This window comes from Gilvibacter sp. SZ-19 (assembly GCF_002163875.1).
GTDB lineage: Bacteria > Bacteroidota > Bacteroidia > Flavobacteriales > Flavobacteriaceae > Gilvibacter.
Genome location: NZ_CP019333.1, coordinates 2,754,053 through 2,772,255 on the forward strand (window position 1 = coordinate 2,754,053; position 18,203 = coordinate 2,772,255).

General features: G+C 43.6%; 15 protein-coding genes and 1 tRNA gene. 6 read left to right on the forward strand and 10 right to left on the reverse strand.

Translation table 11 applies throughout. The annotated features are described in order from the left end of the window. Positions 1-87: 87 nt before the first annotated feature. On the reverse strand, positions 88-4,713 hold the full coding sequence (locus BTO09_RS12800) for a M14 family zinc carboxypeptidase (protein WP_198356487.1): 4,626 nt from the start codon (positions 4,711-4,713) through the stop codon (positions 88-90). Positions 4,714-6,024: 1,311 nt separating this feature from the next. Then, positions 6,025-6,098: transfer RNA gene (locus BTO09_RS12805), tRNA-Met, on the reverse strand. A gap of 146 nt (positions 6,099-6,244) precedes the next feature. On the opposite strand from BTO09_RS12805, the gene BTO09_RS12810 reads away from it, so the two are divergent. Next, positions 6,245-6,631, forward strand: coding sequence for an START-like domain-containing protein (locus tag BTO09_RS12810; protein WP_087525566.1), 387 nt, complete (start codon positions 6,245-6,247; stop codon positions 6,629-6,631). Positions 6,632-6,682: 51 nt separating this feature from the next. Continuing rightward, positions 6,683-7,525 carry an aminotransferase class IV gene (locus BTO09_RS12815; RefSeq protein ID WP_087525162.1) on the forward strand — a complete coding sequence of 281 codons (843 nt, stop codon included), beginning with the start codon at positions 6,683-6,685 and terminating at the stop codon, positions 7,523-7,525. Here BTO09_RS12815 and BTO09_RS12820 read toward each other — a convergent pair. From BTO09_RS12820 to BTO09_RS12840, 5 genes are all read right to left on the reverse strand, one after another. Next, positions 7,522-8,082: a YqgE/AlgH family protein gene (locus BTO09_RS12820; RefSeq protein ID WP_087525163.1), complete on the reverse strand. Its 561-nt coding sequence runs from the start codon at positions 8,080-8,082 to the stop codon at positions 7,522-7,524. The genes BTO09_RS12815 and BTO09_RS12820 overlap by 4 nt on opposite strands. An 81-nt stretch (positions 8,083-8,163) precedes the next feature. Further along, the gene (locus BTO09_RS12825; RefSeq protein ID WP_087525164.1) at positions 8,164-8,436 is read right to left on the reverse strand and encodes an HU family DNA-binding protein; all 273 of its coding nucleotides are present in this window, start codon (positions 8,434-8,436) and stop codon (positions 8,164-8,166) included. A gap of 187 nt (positions 8,437-8,623) precedes the next feature. Then, positions 8,624-9,562: a methionyl-tRNA formyltransferase gene (fmt, locus tag BTO09_RS12830; protein ID WP_087525165.1), complete on the reverse strand. Its 939-nt coding sequence runs from the start codon at positions 9,560-9,562 to the stop codon at positions 8,624-8,626. Between the two features lie 3 nt (positions 9,563-9,565). Further along, the gene (locus BTO09_RS12835) at positions 9,566-11,455 is read right to left on the reverse strand and encodes a RecQ family ATP-dependent DNA helicase (RefSeq protein WP_087525166.1); all 1,890 of its coding nucleotides are present in this window, start codon (positions 11,453-11,455) and stop codon (positions 9,566-9,568) included. Further along, entirely contained in the window at positions 11,455-12,018 is a 564-nt protein-coding gene (locus BTO09_RS12840; RefSeq protein ID WP_157663515.1) for an AAA family ATPase, read from the reverse strand. Before BTO09_RS12840 ends, BTO09_RS12835 begins: the two co-directional genes overlap by 1 nt. 131 nt (positions 12,019-12,149) lie before the next feature. Here BTO09_RS12840 and BTO09_RS12845 point away from each other — a divergent pair, with 131 nt between their 5' ends. Genes BTO09_RS12845 through murA form a run of 3 tightly spaced genes read left to right on the forward strand, consistent with a single transcriptional unit; the run spans position 12,150 to position 14,454 of the window. Next, positions 12,150-12,440 (forward strand): DUF493 family protein, encoded by a 291-nt coding sequence (locus tag BTO09_RS12845; protein WP_087525168.1) that lies wholly within the window; start codon positions 12,150-12,152, stop codon positions 12,438-12,440. Between the two features lie 52 nt (positions 12,441-12,492). Next, entirely contained in the window at positions 12,493-13,125 is a 633-nt protein-coding gene (locus tag BTO09_RS12850; protein WP_087525169.1) for a DUF4290 domain-containing protein, read from the forward strand. A 15-nt stretch (positions 13,126-13,140) separates the two neighbouring features. After that, complete coding sequence (murA, locus tag BTO09_RS12855; protein WP_087525170.1) at positions 13,141-14,454, forward strand: UDP-N-acetylglucosamine 1-carboxyvinyltransferase; 1,314 nt, start codon at positions 13,141-13,143, stop codon at positions 14,452-14,454. Here murA and BTO09_RS12860 read toward each other — a convergent pair. After that, positions 14,435-15,043 carry a hypothetical protein gene (locus BTO09_RS12860; RefSeq protein WP_087525171.1) on the reverse strand — a complete coding sequence of 203 codons (609 nt, stop codon included), beginning with the start codon at positions 15,041-15,043 and terminating at the stop codon, positions 14,435-14,437. The genes murA and BTO09_RS12860 overlap by 20 nt on opposite strands. A gap of 101 nt (positions 15,044-15,144) precedes the next feature. Next, positions 15,145-15,381 carry a (4Fe-4S)-binding protein gene (locus tag BTO09_RS12865; RefSeq protein ID WP_087525172.1) on the reverse strand — a complete coding sequence of 79 codons (237 nt, stop codon included), beginning with the start codon at positions 15,379-15,381 and terminating at the stop codon, positions 15,145-15,147. Between the two features lie 204 nt (positions 15,382-15,585). Between BTO09_RS12865 and BTO09_RS12870 the strand changes: the two genes are divergently transcribed. After that, on the forward strand, positions 15,586-16,428 hold the full coding sequence (locus tag BTO09_RS12870) for a DUF2911 domain-containing protein (protein ID WP_087525173.1): 843 nt from the start codon (positions 15,586-15,588) through the stop codon (positions 16,426-16,428). 32 nt (positions 16,429-16,460) lie between these two features. Here the strand turns inward: BTO09_RS12870 and BTO09_RS12875 are convergent, their stop codons facing one another. Continuing rightward, on the reverse strand, positions 16,461-18,161 hold the full coding sequence (locus BTO09_RS12875; protein WP_087525567.1) for a sodium:solute symporter: 1,701 nt from the start codon (positions 18,159-18,161) through the stop codon (positions 16,461-16,463). Positions 18,162-18,203 lie beyond the last annotated feature (42 nt).

Genomic DNA, 18,203 nt, shown 5'->3' on the forward strand with positions numbered 1-18,203 from the left:
TTTAGGGAGCAAATACTGTAGGAATATAGTCACAAAAAAAGCCTTCCACTTACAGGAAGGCTTTCTTAAAGTTTAAACTAGTGATAATTAATTCTTGATCAGTCTTTTGATCACTTCCTGGTTACTAGTCTGCAGTTTAACTAAATAGACTCCAGCCGGAAGTTGTCCTACAAAAATATCGCGTTGAGATTGTCCGTTCATATCTGCAGTGAAAACTACACGACCTTGAATGTCGATAAGGGTCACTGTTTCGATTACCTCATTGCTTGTATTCTGAATAGTGAAGGCAGAAGATGCAGGGTTAGGGTAGAGCAGTACGCTCGCATCGCTAAATCCTAGATCCTCAGTTCCAAGTAATTCATTCTTAAAGAACAGTTCAAAACGATCAGGGTAGTGTCCTTGATCTGCGGTAAAGGTATAATCACGCTCATTTAGATTTGTGATCACTCCAGTTTGAAGATCCTTTAGGTATACCGTGGCACCATTGATCTCGTTTCCTTCTAACTGTGCAATGCTAATAGTATAAGCAGTGGTCTCTTCCAATAGTGTTCTAAAGCCCATAGGAACTTTAGTGTCTTCGGTAAAGGCTGCGCGTCCTTGAATTCCTAGTTCTAGATCGTCAACTGTAGAGAAAAGAGAAACATAGGTTCCGATTCTTTTACTGTCGTATCCAAGGTCAAAGCCATCTGTAGCTTCGCTCAAGAAAGCAACCAAAGTAGTACTGGTAGACTCCGTATAAGATGCATTGTTCATTTGCAACCAAATGCGGTTCGGTCTTGCCGTAGCCTCTGGAGTACTCTTGAATCCGGTATTGTTGCCAGTTACACGCATAGTATTAGAGAATACCGCATTAGCGTTACTGGTTGGTTTTACACCAAATCCTTGCCCTGATGGTACAAACTGATCAGGAATGTTTCCTGGATCGGAAGCCGCAGCTATACCTCCAGAGGAGTTGTACTGAGAAATGTCTTCCATGCTGTAAGCAAGGTAACCAGGTCCTGCAGCTGGAGTGGTGTTCTGATTCCAGAAATACAATTCAGGAATATGTGGATTGTTGGCCAAGAACAGATCAGCATCGATTGCAGAAGCATAAGGATTACCAATTAAGTTGGCACTTTCTTCTGGAGATCCGTTATAGATCAATGATTTAGTCACCTGTCCGTTGTTCAATGTTCCTTGTGTATAATTTGCCGTGTAGGTTCCACCTGGTCCAGGACCAAATGGCACAACAATATAACCACGAGCTACATCTAGAGACTCAGATCCTGTTAATGGAATACGGTCGTTTCCGGTCTGATCCACAAAGTTGATCGCGTCTCCAACAATTGCCGTTACTGCATCATTGGTGTCAAAGTTCGCGGTATTGTGGCCAAAAGCTCTAAAAGCACCAGAGAATGCAACGTCTCTTGTAGAAGTAGACATTGGGCTCGACATTACGCTAAACTCTCTGAATCCTAGGGTAGGAGTCGTTTTAGAAACTGTAATGCTTCCGTTGTTGGTAGCTGCAGAAGTATCGTCAGTTTGAACCACAGATCCTTCATGGGCTACAACAAGGTTTCCTCCGGTATCTACAGTGATATCTCCTGTGGAGCTGGCATAGGTTCCTGCAGCAACAGTAAGGGTAGCACCACTTTGTACCGTAATGGCACAAGCTTCAATGCTAGGAAGCGTATTCATATCATAATCTGAAGCAATAACAGCTTGTACGTTAGCCGTTGGCGTTCCATTGTCCCAGCTACCAGTCCAAGTAGTAGTAACACTACATACTTCTGTGGCATTAAGTACAAAGTTGTCTATTGCAATGTCTGAAGTAAAGTCTGTACCAGTAGTCGCGTTAAAACGAACACGGATCACTTTACCGTCGTAACTTAAGGCGCTAAGGTCTACATTCTCGGTAAGCCATGCAGCACCGTTAGATGTTTGCTGTTGTCCGGTGATGCTGGTAGCTTGTGACCAAGTGATACCACCATCCTCACTAACCTCTAAGGCTACAGTTCCCATAGCCGCACCGAACATGTGATAATCGAAAGCAATTGAAGCTCCGTAATGATTACTTAGGTCGATACATCCGCTCGTAAGAATTACGTTGGCATTGAATCCTAAATCAGAAGTAGAAGCCTCTGTATATAGATATTGTCCACCGTCTGGAGCAACAGGATCGTTCCCTTGACTTGGTCCAGTATTAGAACTAACAGTTCCACCAGTATTAAGCGTCCAGTCACCGTCGTCTCCAGCTTGCTCTTTAAATAGTCCACGTCCATTTTCCCAATCTTCTGTATAAGGGAAAGTGTTAACAAGATCAAAGTTACACTGTACCTCTGTACTGGTGCGGATCACCTTAAAGTCGTCTATAAAGAATCCGTCAAAGTTGTAGCTGTAGTTTTCACCACGGTTGTTCGAGTCGTTAGAATATCTAAAACGAATCTGAACGCTATTGGAACCAAATAAAGAAGTATTTTCGCCTAAGCTGATTACTATCTCCTCCATTACCCATTGATCAAAGGTATCGCCATCATAAACTAAGCCTGAACTTCCGCTCTGGTGGCCTTCGTCTGTTGTTCCTTTGGCATTGTGGTCGTTAGTAGAAGAGGTAGCTTCTGGTTTGGTGTAGCGTCCGCTAAGAGCTACCCAGTTCGTGCCATCTGTAGAACCTAATACTTCAACGTAGTCGAAGTTGCGTTCAATATCGTATTTAGTGTAATACTGGATCACAGTCTCTCCCGCAGTTGAAATATCAAATGCAGCAGAGGTAAGCGTTCCGTTAGAATTGTTAACATAAGGAATGGTACTAGAGCTTCTTAAAGAACGAGTTCCAGTGAAACCGTCTAAAGAGGAGTTATTCCAAGCTCCGGTAGCTGTCCAGTTGGTTAGTCCATCTGTATCCGGGTTATCAGAGAAGATTACCGTTGGGTTGTATACTTTTTCAATTTCTGCCTCGTAGATCACGTTTCCGTCATCGTTGCGCAAAGAAACCGTATACGTGAAAGTGTCATCTGCCTGAATGTTCATATCTAGTGATACTGGGGTTGTTAGGTTTGTCCAAGCACTTGATCCTACAATACCAAGACCGTTTGCACTTAAAGTGACAGCAGATCCTGTCATATTGGTTCCTGGTGTAACTACCAGGTCAAAGTCGCTAGCTGTTTGTCCTACACGCTCAATAGCAAAAGTTAGGTTAGGAGTAAGACTAGTTACGTCAGATTGCGTCATGTCATGGAACTTCGCATACTTACCTCCGTAGTAAATAGAGGCAAAGAAGTGACGCACTACAGCCTGAGCGTTAGGAGTGATCTCCGTAGAAGGAGGCCAAAATCCGTTCCCACCGATCTCAGGAGTTGTTCCCAATAGGTTGATGCCAGATCCTACAGATCCATTACCATCAGTTGGTCCACCAACCATCCAGTCGTCTGCAATACCGTTAGCAGGAGTAAAGATAGTCGCTCCAGAAACATAACGGTTATATCGGGTCATTTCCGCGTGCCAAGCATGCATTTCGTCCTCGCGCCCTGAAACGTTAGTAGGGTTACCACCATATGGGTGAGGAATACTGTTGGCAAAGGTGTGGTTCATTAAAACTATCTTGAAGTTTCGGTCTGGATCGGTACCAGCGTCAGGACCGTCGTACAAGATAAAGTCTCTTAAAATTCGTGATTCTGGCTCAGACCATGGGCTGGTTCCTCTATATGAATCAGAACTTGGAGTACCTGAAGATCCAGAACCCGCGGTTCCCCAGAAGTAATCAAAGTTTCTGTTCAAGTCCACACCACGGGTGGTGTTAGATGAACTTACTGTACTGTTACCAGAAGAAGGATTCAGGTTTTTACGCTGCATTCCTCCACCAGAAGGTGTAATGGTCTGATTCCAACGCAATCCATCAGGGTTCACTATAGGAATGAAGTAAATTTCGTTATTGTCCAAAAGCTCGGTCACTCGGTTGTCAACACCGTAGTTCTCAAGCAGGTACCACATAAAGTAGATGTTACTCATCATAGAGCTAACCTCTCTAGAGTGGATCATAGAAGTAAAGAGCATAGCAGGCTTAGTACCTTCTGCAGAAGCCTGATCACTTGTCATACGCACATAGTAAACAGTCTGCCCAGCCCAGTCATTCGCTGTACCGGAACTGTTGTTACCCCAAGTAACTTCGCCGCTAGGGGAAGCATCTTGCTTAGCAGAAACAAGACCTGGGAATAATGCCTCCATCTCGTCTAACTCTATAAGGACTTCATCTACAGTCAAACAGCCGCCAAAACCGGCTCCTAAATGAAAATTGCTCGGGATAGCCCAGGCTACCTCAGAAGATCCTGTGTATTGCAAGAAGTTATCTTGAGTGGCACTACTCACAGAGCTCTTAGCAGCAGCTTCCGCAGCTTGAATAGCTTTCATTTGTGCCAATTGCGCTTTAGCTTTTGGAAGTTCCTTGGCAGCAACTTCCTGATAATGCGCATACAGGTCATCGATAAGTACGGTATAGTCAACATCCAAAGATTGCAATACCGACAATTCGGTAGGTTGCAATTCTAACTGGAGCTTCTCGTGGGTGTGCTGAACACCACAGCGCAGGTCAATTCCGTTCTCGACCAAAAGTTTAGACAGCGTAGGAGATACGTTGTCGATCTGAATTCTTTTAGCAGTTTCTTGAGCGAATAGCCCGGCAGAAACAAACAGAGCCATCACAAAGGTAATAGCCTTTAGAGGTAGTTTTGGGTTCATAATCATTGAATTAGGGCGCCAATAGTCATTGGCTTGTTCATGTTACGGATCGAACACAAGTGAGAAATCGAAGTAATTCTTAGGCCAAAGATTCGAGCTGTTAAGTAGGCGCGAAGTCGGTATGAAGAATACGGGGGTTTCATATTCGATTCGGGGTTACGGTTTAGTTGAAACGTTATTAGCTGTAATTCAGCTGCTGACAAAAATGTGTATTAAAATCCATTTGACCAAGAAAAAACATGATAATTTGCACTTTAACTGCAAAAAAGTGCATTTCATCGATGTTTTTAAGGCTATAGAATTAACAATTGTTAGTTGAATTTTGTAGGAAGAGGAAGGGTAGTGTATAGTATACCTTAATTTAAGTAAGTCTTTGGTTTTGGGCGCTCGCTGCCTAAGGTGTCACTCCAGCTTTTATTTGGTGATCTTTGGGTAATAGTAGTTCGGGCGCCACCCTCACTGCATTCGGGTCGGGCTATCGCTACTCGCTATCACCTTCGCTAAACCTACGGTGATCGAAGACACTTGCTGAGTTCTACAGAACCCCTTTAGGATCGACTGGGCTTTAGATTTTCCTGAACAAAATTTAGTTTTGACCATGGGGTAGTCTAAACCCCACCCAAATTTTAATTAGTTATTTAAATACAATGCATCAAAAACAAAAGCTCAGGATTTATAAATATATGCTGTTAATTGGTATTGCCAGCTGATGAAATGTTCTCGGTATGTTTGTATGAGGTACCCGCGTAAGCGGAAAGCATTTTTATTTGTTTTTTGGGCGCCTGCCTTCGGCACCGGGCTATCGCTACTCGCTTTTGCTTCGCAAAGAGCTCAAACATGCGCTCTATCCCTGTCGCGGGGGAATTGTTTGAGACTTAGCTCCTTTCATTCGCTGAGTCTTAAGAGGGAAGCCTGAACATTACCGAACGAAGTTTTCAAAGAAAACCAAATATCCAGTGGATATTTGAGAGAGGTACCCGCGTAAGCGGAAAGAACGATTACAATGAGACTTAGCTCGCTATCACTCGCTGAGTCTTAAGAGGGAAGCTGTATCAAGCATAGGACCGAGCGTTGAGAAAATGTCCTGTGGACATTTTTAGCGAAGGGGCCAGGCTGCCGCGTTGGTATGAATAAAGACTTAGCTCGCCTTTGGCTCGCTGAGTCTTAAGAGGGAAGCAGGAACAAGCATACAAACCCAAAAGCCCGTTGGGCTTTTACTGTCTTTTTTCACGTCCATTCGCTTTGAAAGCAAGCTTTCAGCTCAGAACATAAAAAAACCCAGATACCTTGCGGTATTTGGGTTTGCTTTTGTAGCGAGAGGGAGACTTGAACTCCCGACCTCCGGGTTATGAATCCGACGCTCTAACCAGCTGAGCTACCTCGCCATTTTTTACAGCGAGCAAAGATAACAACAAATCCGCTCAAGCCAAATAAAGCGATCAATTTTTGTTTTATTTTTTTAATTCCAAAGCAATTCTTTTGTACTATCAAATTAATATATATATTGGAGCGTTCCAATCTAAAAAGTGCAATGAGCGACAAAGTGAAATATGAAATGGAGTTCCCAATCCATGTGTCTCCATCCCTTCTTTACCAATACCTTTCAACACCATCCGGACTCTCAGAGTGGTACGCAGATAATGTCAATTCCAGAGGAGAACTCTTTACCTTCATTTGGGATGGCAGCGAGGAACAAGCCAAGCTGATCAGCAAGAAAAGTGGCGAGCGCGTCAAGTTTCGTTGGATGGAAGACGAAGACACCGATTATTATTTTGAATTACGCATCCAAGTAGATGAGATCACCAAAGACGTTTCTCTTATGGTTACCGACTTTGCCGAAGATGACGAAATGGAAGAAGGTAAAATGCTCTGGGACAACATGATCTCAGAACTAAAACATATTTTAGGATCGGTTTAAAAACCCTCTAATTATAGGTATCTTTGCTCCCGAATAATCGGGAGTTTTTTTATGTACAATATCAACGGAACACTCACGGCAGATCAATCCGCGTTAACACTTGACAACAGAGGCCTCAACTACGGAGACGCCGTGTTTGAGACCCTTCGTGTGCAGCAGGGAAAGATCCTTTTCTGGGAAGATCATTATTTCCGACTCATGTCGGCCATGCGTATTATGCGTATGGAGATACCCATGGAGTTTACTCCGGAGCAGCTCAGTGAGCAAATATTAGCCTTGGTAACTGCCAATGAGCTCATGGCCAAGACTGCTGTGGTTAAACTTCTGGTATATCGCAAATCCGGCGGCTTATATGGCCCGCAGCATTTAGAAGTAGAATATACTATGAGCCTAAGAGCCATCGAGAGTCCTTTTTATACCTTAAACGAAGCGCCATATGAGGTTGAATTGTACAAAGATCATTATTTGAGTCCTTCTTTGTTATCAACTTTAAAGACCAATAATAAGGCCTTACAGGTTTTGGGTAGTATTTACGCCAGAGAGAACGATTATCAGAACTGTTTAGTTGTAAACACAGACAAAGAAATTGTCGAGGCCTTAAACGGAAACTTGTTCTTGGTCAAGGGAGACCGCATAAAAACACCGGCAATAGCTTCGGGTTGCTTGAACGGCATCATGCGCAAGCAGATATTAAAACTCTTACTCGAATTACCTGATTATTTGATAGAGGAGGGGCCTGTTTCTCCATTTGAGTTGCAAAAGGCAGACGAAATGTTTCTGACCAATGTGGTCCAAGGGATACAACCGGTTACCAAATACCGCAAAAAGCAGTACGACAATAAGGTCGCCAAAGACCTTATTGGGAAACTCAATGCACGGGTTAGATTGTCTTAATTGTAGTGTGGATTCTCCGGAGCGTTAGACCATAAGGCATAGTCGTCTCCAAATTCGATCATTTTCTCCTTCCAGAAATTGTCATAACTCATTCCGATAACCCCGTTGGCATAAGGGTTCTCCATGACTATCCAACTGTTTATCTCCAGCTCGTCTTCTAATTGTTCACTGGCCCAACCGGAATACCCCAGAAAGAAACGAATATCATCATTGGATATCTTGTCTTGTTCCAAGAGTGTCATAACGGCATCAAAGTCTCCACCCCAATAAATACCATTAGCGATCTCAACACTATCAGGTATCAGCTCCGGGATCTTGTGAATGAAGTACAAATTGTCTTGCTCTACCGGACCGCCTTTATAAACGGTTAGTTCGGAATCGATCTCAGGAATTAGATCATTGAGGGTAAATTCTAAGGGTTTATTGAGTATAAAACCTACAGCACCGGCCTCGTTCACTTCCGCCAACAGTACCACAGAACGATTAAATGAAACATCTGTGAGTATAGAAGGTTCGGCTATCAGCAGAACTCCCTTAGTTGGTTTGAGTGTTGGCATAAGTAAATCTAGAAATAAATCCCTTAAAAAGCAAAACCCCGCGAATTGCGGGGTTTTACCTTAATTTTATTGCGTTTGTGATTAGTTCACAGAGTTAGATAATTCTGAACCTGCTTTGAATTTTACCACGTTTTTAGCAGCAATTTTAATTGTTTTCCCAGTTTGTGGGTTACGTCCTTCGCGAGCAGAACGCTTAGAAACAGACCAAGATCCGAATCCTACTAGAGATACTCTATTTCCTTTCTTAAGAGCTCCTTCTACATTTCCACAAAAAGACTCTAGAGCTTTTTTAGCTGCTGCTTTAGTGATTCCAGCATCGGCCGCCATTGCGTCGATTAAATCTGATTTATTCATAATTTGAACTTTAAATTAAATTAGTGGTTAAACGTTATTATTTTATTGCCTTACAAATTTAATCGGATTATCGGTTCACGCAAGGAATGGCGCGGGAAATCGGGGTTTTTGTTAATAACTCGAAGGCATTGTTAATAAAGCGAACACTTTATCGATAAAATTCATGCAGCCCAGACCAGACGGGGGTTTAATGGACTTTGGCTTGCGGCTTAAACTCAAATCCATTTAAAAGGGCAGAAGCGGTCATTTTTCGCTTGCCCGCCAACTTGATTTCTAAAATGGAGATCCAACCTTTTTCAACGGCCACTTTCAGGTTCTTTTTATCGTGAACCAAAGTCCCAGTTTCCAAATCGTGCTGACCCGCTTGAAAGGACACTTCGTATAATTTAGCTACAATTTCCTCGTCACCGTTATAAATAATAGTCCATGCGCCAGGAAAGGGATTCAACCCTCTTACCTTATTATATATATATTCCGGGGCCAGAGACCAATCAATACGCGTATTGTCGGAATTTAGCTTTGGAGCTGGTTTAAACGCTTTCTCCTTGGGTTGTGCTTTTGGCGTTACCTCACCCTGAGCTATGGCCTTTGATGTTTCAACGACCAAGTCTGCTCCCAAAAGCATCATTCTATCGTGAAGCTCACCGGTGGTTTCATTTGGCCCGATGACCATAGTGCGACTGTCAATTATTGCACCAGTATCGATTTGTTCATCTATAAAGAAAGTAGTCACTCCAGTCTCTGTCTCTCCGTTGATCACTGCCCAATGAATCGGGGCCGCCCCCCGATATTCTGGTAAAAGGGAGCCGTGTAAATTAAAGGTGCCTAGCTCAGGTAGCTTCCATACAGCTTCTGGCAACATTCTGAATGCAACAACTACAATAAGATCGGGTTTCCATGCGCGCAGGGCTTCTAGAAATGCCTCATCTTTGAGTTTTTCTGGTTGCAGTATTGGCAGATCGTGCTTAAGTGCGGCTTCCTTTACTGCGGAGCCTCTCAGCTTACGGCCTCTTCCTGCAGGCTTGTCCGGAGTAGTGACAACACCAACAACTTCCATTTTAGCTGCTAATAAGGCCTCTAAGGAAGCCACTGCAAATTCCGGAGTACCCATAAAGACTATACGCATCGCTTATATACTTCTAAATTTTTGATTGTGATCTAAGGCGACCAAGCCCTCGTCTAAGAGCAGCTGTAAGACTTCGCCCACTGCTACAGGAGCAAAATTAAGGCTTTCCGCCAGTTGATCGTGTGTCAAAGGTCCCTTTTTAAGAAGATCTAATACCTGTCGGTGTTTGGGCATACTGTTTTTGGCAGATGCTTTTGGACTTTGGCAAAGATCACAAATACCACAAGGCGCAAGATCGTGCTGATCAAAGTAAGCGGCTAATAATTGCTGTCTGCAAGAAGAAGCTGCTGTGATATAGTTTAATAGCGCTTCAAACTGTTTGGTCTTTTGCTTGTGATACAGCTCGATATGTTTCCCAAAAGGGTAGAGGGTTCGTTCATCTTCTCTGGGCTGCATAAAGGTGATATTGCTGTCTGCCGCCTGTAGTTCTAGACTAATGATCCCTTGTTTCTCCATAAATTCCAATTGTTCTACAAGGAACTGTTCCGGCCTATTTAACTGTCTGGCAAGGGGTTTTAATGCAATTCTTGTTGAAACTTCTGCAATGCCGCCATAAAGTCGCAATAACATTTGGCCAAGCATACCGGCCTGTGGATTACTTTCAAAAAAGTCGAGTAATTGTTGGTTTGAAGCTGTGAACTGTACCTTGGTCTGTCTGCTAAAAACTGGGCTTAATCGGAGTATTCCTAGCCGATCCATCATTTGGAAACTGGCATAGGTCTTTCCGTAAGCCAGGTTGTAATCTGCGCAGAAGCCGGCAAAGTCTAGTGGATAGCTTTCAAAAGCTCCCTCTCCATAGGCAATGCGCAATTGTTGCTGGAGTTTTTTGTAAACGGTAGTTGTGAATTTAAGATCTGGCAGCTGTTCCAAAAACATACTCTTGGCGTTTTGGATATCGTCGGCACTGTACAAGAGCACCGCCTGAGCCGCTAATTCATCTCGCCCTGCTCGCCCTGCTTCCTGATAATAGCTCTCTAAGCTATCCGGAAGCTGAAAATGAACCACTAAGCGAACATCGGCCTTGTCTATGCCCATTCCGAAGGCATTTGTAGCTATCATAACAGCCTGATCACTTTGCTTCCATTCCTCCAGGCGCTCCTTTCTGGTCTTAGCGTCTAAACCTCCGTGGTAAGAAAAGGTCTGATGCCCAGCAGCATTTAGCCATTGCGTCAATTGTTCACAAGCTCGTCTGCTGCGTAAATACACTATGCCGGACCCAGGATGTTTGTGCAGCATAGCCTCTAAACCTTTGTATTTGTCTTGAGTAGCAAGAACTGAATAGCTTAGGTTGCTTCTTTCAAGGCTGCCAATATGGATCAAAGGATCACGAAGCATTAGTTGCTCCTGTATGTCCATAACCACACGAGAATTGGCCGTTGCTGTGAGGGCAATAATTGAAGCCTCTGGGGCCAGTTCTCGCAATGCACTTAGCTTTGCATAGGAGGGTCTAAAGTCGTGTCCCCATTGCGAGATGCAATGGGCTTCATCTATGGCTATCAGGTTTACCTTCATTTGCTTGATCCGTCCTTGAACAAGGTCTTGCTGTAGTCTTTCTGGCGAGAGGAAGAGAAACTTATAATCTCCATAGATGCAATTGTCCAGGGTGCGGTCTACTGCTTCATAACTGAGTCCGCCGCTTAGAGCAACTGCCTTGATTCCAAGGGTTTTGAGCCTAAATACTTGGTCTTGCATCAGCGCCACCAAAGGACTTACAACCAAAGTTATTCCGTCTAAAGCGATGCCAGGTAATTGATAACATAGACTTTTGCCGCCTCCGGTAGGTAAGATCGCTAAAACATCGCGCCCTTGTATGGAGGCTGTAATAAGCTCCAATTGACCAGGCCTGAAGGATTCATAGCCCCAATACTGCTGTAAGAGCTCCTTCGGATTCATTAGCGATTGAGTTGTTCCAAGATAAAAGCGACTCTTTTTTCTATGGTATTCTTAGGTACTTCGATGAGCGGATAACCAAATCGCTCATAACTGCTCATAAGACTGTGGTGTAGTTCTTTGGCTTGCTGGAAGGTTTCGAAACGGCCACCATCGGCATGAAATATCGATTCCCAAGGTGGCATTATAAAAACAAGGTCGTAGCGGTGATCCAGACAGTAACGCTCGAATTCTTCCGTATAAGACTGCTCGAAATAATCCATATAAGCCAAGACATCCGGGAGCCCTCTGTCGTAAAAGAGCGGTTGCGCTAAGGCGCTACCGTCTAAATACTGTTTTTGTCTGCCGCGGAGTAGGCGCCGGTTAAAACCCTCAGAATCTTCTGCAAACACTATCGGATTGGTCGCCTCTTGCGGGCTCTCCTGCAGGGCGGTCTCTTCTGACGTAAATTCGCGGATCACCTCAGGGAAGATATGGTATCCAAGCTCTTGTAGTGCTTCTATTACAGCGGTTTTACCTGTTCCAGGCGCCCCGGTGATAACGATCCTGTGGATTTGTTTTTCCATGTGTTTTAAAGTAAAGGAATCCCTTGGTTTTAACAAGGCAAATATCGATCCATAACTCAGGCAAAGTTGCAGATAATTTTTTCGATCTGAAAGACGTATCTTTGTCGGTACAGAAATACTGCTACACATTCATGAATAATTCTGAGAAAACAGAAGAATTTTACAAGCGTTTAAAAGCCCAATTAGAAGATAATTTTAGTTGGCCTTCTACCTATTTATATAAATTTATTGTCCCATCTGATCCGGCTAAAGTGGCGGCCATTAAAGACATATTTGCAGACACTTCAGCGAATCTACAAACCAAAGAATCTTCTAAAGGAACCTTTACTAGTGTCTCTGTAAAAGTGCGTATGAAATCGCCAGATGCCGTGATAGAAAAATATTTAGAAGTTTCTAAAGTAGAAGGGGTGATTTCCCTATAATTTACTATTTTGCAAACGCTAGGACTTACCCTTACTTACTAAGCCTTTAATTTTGATAGACCAGTTAGAATACAACACAGAGCGTCCGCATTTGATCATACCCGAATACGGCCGTCACATACAAAAAATGGTAGACCATTGTCTGGCCATAGAAGACAAAGAAGCCCGCAACAAATGTGCTAAGAGCATCATTGCAGTGATGGGGAATCTGAATCCACACTTGCGCGATGTCCCTGATTTTCAACACAAACTTTGGGACCAACTTTTTATCATTTCGGACTTTAAATTGGATGTAGATTCTCCATATCCGAAGCCATCCATAGAAGAGCTTCGCGAAAGACCACAACCGCTGGGATATCCGCAAAACCATCCGAAGTATCGTTTCTACGGAAACAACATAAAACGCATGATCGATGTTGCACGGGGATGGGACGAAGGCGATATGAAGAACGCCTTGGTGATCAATATCGCCAACCACATGAAGAAATCGTTCTTGAACTGGAACAAGGACACCGTAGAAGACTCGGTGATCTTTCAACACTTATATGAGTTGTCGGAGGGAGAATTCAACCTTAAAGACTCCGAAGAAGATCTCAGCGATTCCAGCGACCTTTTAAAGACCAAAAAACGATTCCAAAAGAAATCCTCCGGAAAAAAGGGAGGAAGAAGTAGAAAACGCCACTAAAACCTACACGCCGTAATGGGTACATTTCAGATTGAAGGAGGTCATCGCCTCCAAGGTGAGATCCAGCCTCAAGGAGCCAAGAATGAAGCACTACAAATTCTCTGTGCGGTCTTACTCACCCCAGAAGAAGTTATCATTGAGAATATTCCCAATATCCGCGATGTAAACAAACTCATCACCATACTCGGGAACCTGGGTGTTAAGATTCAGAAGCTAGGAGAAGGCCGTTATGCCTTTAAAGCAGACGATGTTAATCTGAAATACCTAGAATCAGAATTATTCAAAGAAGAAGGGAGCTCGCTAAGAGGTTCCATCATGATCGTTGGCCCGCTTTTGGCGCGTTTTGGCAAAGGATATATTCCAAGACCTGGAGGCGACAAGATCGGACGCCGCCGCTTGGATACGCACTTTGAAGGATTTATAAATTTAGGGGCCAAGTTCCGCTACAATAAAGAAGAGCGTTTTTACGGTGTAGAAGCTCCAAACGGACTCCAAGGCACCTATATGCTTTTAGATCAAGCTTCAGTTACCGGAACGGCCAATATTGTAATGGCTGCTGTCCTGGCAGAAGGAACCACTACCATATACAATGCAGCCTGTGAGCCTTATCTACAACAATTGTGTAAGATGCTCAACTCCATGGGCGCCAAGATCAGTGGTGTAGGATCTAACCTCTTGGTTATTGAAGGTGTTGACGCCTTGGGCGGATGCACGCACCGTATCTTACCAGATATGATCGAGATTGGTAGTTGGATCGGTTTGGCGGCTATGACCCGCTCGGAGATCACGATCAAGAATGTTAGCTGGGAAAATCTAGGGCTTATTCCCGATACTTTTAGAAAGCTTGGGATCACTTTAGAGAAAAGAGGTGATGATATTTATATTCCCGCTCAGGAGTCATATGAGATCCAAGGATATATAGACGGTTCCATTCTTACTGTGGCCGATGCACCTTGGCCAGGCTTTACTCCGGACCTCTTAAGTATAGTGCTTGTGGTCTGTACCCAGGCGAAAGGCTCGGTCTTGATCCATCAGAAGATGTTCGAATCTCGCTTGTTCTTTGTAGATAAGCTAATAGACATGGGGGCAAAGATCATTTTATGTGATCCGCACCGCGCAACGGTAATTGGGCACAACTTCGAGTCTAGCCTTAAAGCTACCACCATGGTTTCTCCAGATATCCGTGCAGGGATCTCCTTGTTAATAGCAGCGCTTTCTGCCAAGGGAACGAGTATTATTAACAATATAGAACAGATCGATCGCGGTTATGAGCGGATCGATGAGCGTTTACGAGCTATAGGGGCTAAAATTACGCGCCTGAACTCTTAGCAGAAGAAGACTGCTGTTTTCTGTTCTTGTTGATCTCGTCTTGAAGTTTTCTGCGGATCTGTTGCTCGCGCTCTAAACTGCGCTGTCTGTGGCTTTCGTATTCCTCTTCTACCTCCGTGAGTTTAGATTTGGCAGCACGAGTAACAGCGTTGCTGTTTCTGAATCGAAATATAAACACCAATAGCAAGAATAGCAGACCACCAATAATGCTCCACATGATGGTATTATATGTGCCTTTGCTGGTTTGAGTGCCAAACAGGCTCATCTGATTTTCTGCCTCTTGGGAACTATTCAGATTCTGCTGTAGGGTCTGTAGTTGCCCTTCTAAGGAAGCAACTTTAGACTCCAAACCGCTCACAGTGGTCTGTAAGGCATTCACCTCACTTTTATAAGCGGCTATACTGTCGTTAACAGCTTTCTTTAGGTTGTCCAGTTTATAACGTTTAACAACCTTGTAATCTTCGTATCTATTAGACTTATCAATAACGTCTGTAAAGTGCTCGTCGAGTGTCTTAGGAGCTTGCTGCGCAAATAGGGGGGAGCTGCTCAGCAATAGGATAAAAGCGAATATTTTTAATGCGGGATTCATAATTGCTAGTTTTCTAACGCGGTAAATGTACATGATGAACGCCTAAAGAAGGCATTCTCTTGTATGAATTTTCAAATTTCTCGACGAAAGACGGTTTTTCCTTAAGCAGATTGCGGTTGAGTTTCCTTAATGCTGCATCGCAAGGCTCCAGAAGGGCAGCGTTTAACCTGTCTAACAATTTGTTCGGCCGGTGCACCTTCTAAATGGATCCAAGGAATAACGGATGTTCTAAATACCGATGAAAGTTCTTTCGCACAGCATTCAGCGTTAATGCATTTCTTTGGATCAAAAGTCACTGTTAAGCCACCGTTGGAGAACTTATGCATAGTAGTGTCCATAGGTTTAGATTTGCGGGGTTACTGTAAATTTGGGTTGCTTACATCGATAAAAATAATAAAATAATCGTTTAAAAGTCAAGTACATAGAAAAATCTTACAAATATTTATAGTATATAACCAAGTAAGCCTTAGTGTTTTAAGGAAATCTTAACTTTCAATAGGTTTCGATTGAATTACCTTCGTAAGCACACTAAATTCATTAACATGAAAAACTATTTCTTCTTATTTCTATTCGCTTTGGCCGGATCGGCTTGGGCACAAGTAAATACACCAGCACCGAGTCCATTTCAAAAAGTGGAGCAAAAAGTTGGTTTAACCGATATTACCTTAGAATATTCTCGCCCAAGTATGAAGGGGCGTAAAGTATTTGGAGATCTCGTTCCATTCGGACCAGTTTGGAGAACGGGAGCAAATGCTAACACTAAGATCAGCTTTAGTACTGATGTTACCATTGGAGGTAAAAAAGTAGAGGCTGGAACTTATGCCTTGTATAGCAAGCCCGGAGCTAGCAGCTGGGAGATCATTTTTTACAGTGATGCTAGTAACTGGGGTAACCCACAAAATTGGGATGAGTCTAAAGTTGCCGCCAGCGTGACCTCAGAAGTATGGCCTATCGAAATGCCGGTAGAGACCTTTACCATTACTTTTGACGATTTGACCAACAATGCCGTGAATCTTGGTATTATTTGGGAGAACACTTATGTGCGTGCCACTATCGAGGTTCCAACAGACGATGCAGTAATGGCGAGTATAGATCGTACCATGGCTGGTCCAAGCGGTAATGATTATTACGCTGCGGCAGTGTATTACTTACAAGAAGGTAAGGATATGAAGCAAGCTAAAGAATGGATCGACAAGGCCATTTCTATGCGCAAGGACCCTGCTTTCTGGATGTACCGTCAGAAATCTCTGATCCATGCTAAGATGGGAGATAAGCAAGGCGCAATAGCTGCTGCAAAAACTTCTTTGGAGTTGGCAGAAAAAGCTGGAAATAAAGATTATATTGCCCTCAATCAGAAGTCACTCAAAGAATGGGGGGCTAAATAAAGATAAAGCAAGCCTAACTTGCAAGGGGTCGGTCAGTGAGAGATTTGGCCCCTATTTTTTTGCCTATTGTCAAGGCTTTGAATCAGCATTGCGATAAGAATAACCAAGACACAGCCTATTAGATTGAGCCAGAGGTAAGGAATAACATCCCAGAACCAAAGCCCGATGATCACCACTTGTGTCACTATGGCCGCTAAAAAGACAGCTCGGCTTCTCACGAACTTGATAAAGAAAGCCAGTAAAAAGATTCCCAAGACATTTCCGTAGAAAATTGAACCGATAATATTCACCAATTGGATCAGGTTCTCAAAAAGGTTGGCCACACAGGCCACTAGAATAGCGAGTACTCCCCACATTGCTGTAAACCATTTAGATTTACTGATATAAAAAGCTTCATCTCTCTCTTGGGTCTGCCTGCGTTTATAGATATCTATGGTAGTAGTGGTGCCCAAGGCGTTGAGTTCTGATGCAGTGGACGACATCGCTGCCGATAAGATCACAGCCAAAAGCAAGCCAATAAGACCCTTGGGTAGATTATTGAGAATATAGTGGATAAAGACATAGTCCTTGTCATTCACTGTTGCATTCTCATTTACCTGGAGTATGACCGTCTTTGCTTTTTCTCGTAGTTCTTTGTCTGTGGCCTGAAGTGATTTCATCTTAGCCACCAACTGACCATCCTTAAGGCCATCTGTAGTGGCAGCCATTGCTGCCTGCACAGCAAAGAGTTCCTTTTCAACAACAAATCTTTCGGTCTCTAAGGCCTTGTACTCATCGGCGTAATCGCTGGCCATCACCTCGCTCACATTACTCGGATTAAAGTGCAGGGGAGCGCTATTGTATTGGTAGAAGACAAAAACCATGACTCCAACCAAAAGAATAAAGAACTGCATGGGTACTTTAAGCAGCCCGTTAAACATTAGCCCCAATTGACTTTGCTTTACAGATTGTCCACTCAGATAGCGTTGTACCTGACTTTGGTCGGTCCCAAAATAAGAGAGCATTAAAAAGGTTCCTCCAATGATCCCGCTCCAAACGGTATAATTGTTTTCAAAGTCGAAGGAAAAATCGAGCACGTCCATCTTTCCGCTTGCGCCTGCAATTTCTAGCGCCTTGCTAAAGGTAACCTCTTCCGGAAGGCCATCTAAGATCAAATAGAAAGCAATGAACATTCCGGCAAAGATGACCGCCATTTGCTGTTTCTGGGTGACACTCACCGCTTTGGTTCCACCGCTAACGGTGTAAATAATGACCAAAACACCAATGATGATATTGAGTAGATACAGATCCCAGCCCAACACGGCAGAGAGTATGATGGCTGGGGCAAAAATGGTGATTCCTGCCGAAAGGCCTCGTTGGATCAAGAACAAAAAGGCAGTGAGCACACGTGTCTTTCCGTCAAAGCGCTGCTCCAAGAACTCGTAAGCCGTATAAACCTTTAATTTGTGGTATAAGGGGATGAACACCATACAGATAATGATCATCGCTATAGGCAATCCGAAGTAAAACTGCACAAAGCCCATCCCGTCGTGAAAGGCTTGTCCGGGCGTAGACAAAAAGGTAATAGCACTGGCTTGGGTAGCCATTACAGAGATTCCTACGGTCCACCATTTGGCGGAGTTTCCACCTCTGAGATAATCGGAGACCTTGCTGTGTTTTCGCGTTTTCCAAGCTCCGTAGATAACAATGAACAAGAGCGTGGTGGCCAGTACCAACCAATCTTCTAATTGCAACCGATTCATTGACTAAAATGATTCATTAACAAATAAAAGACT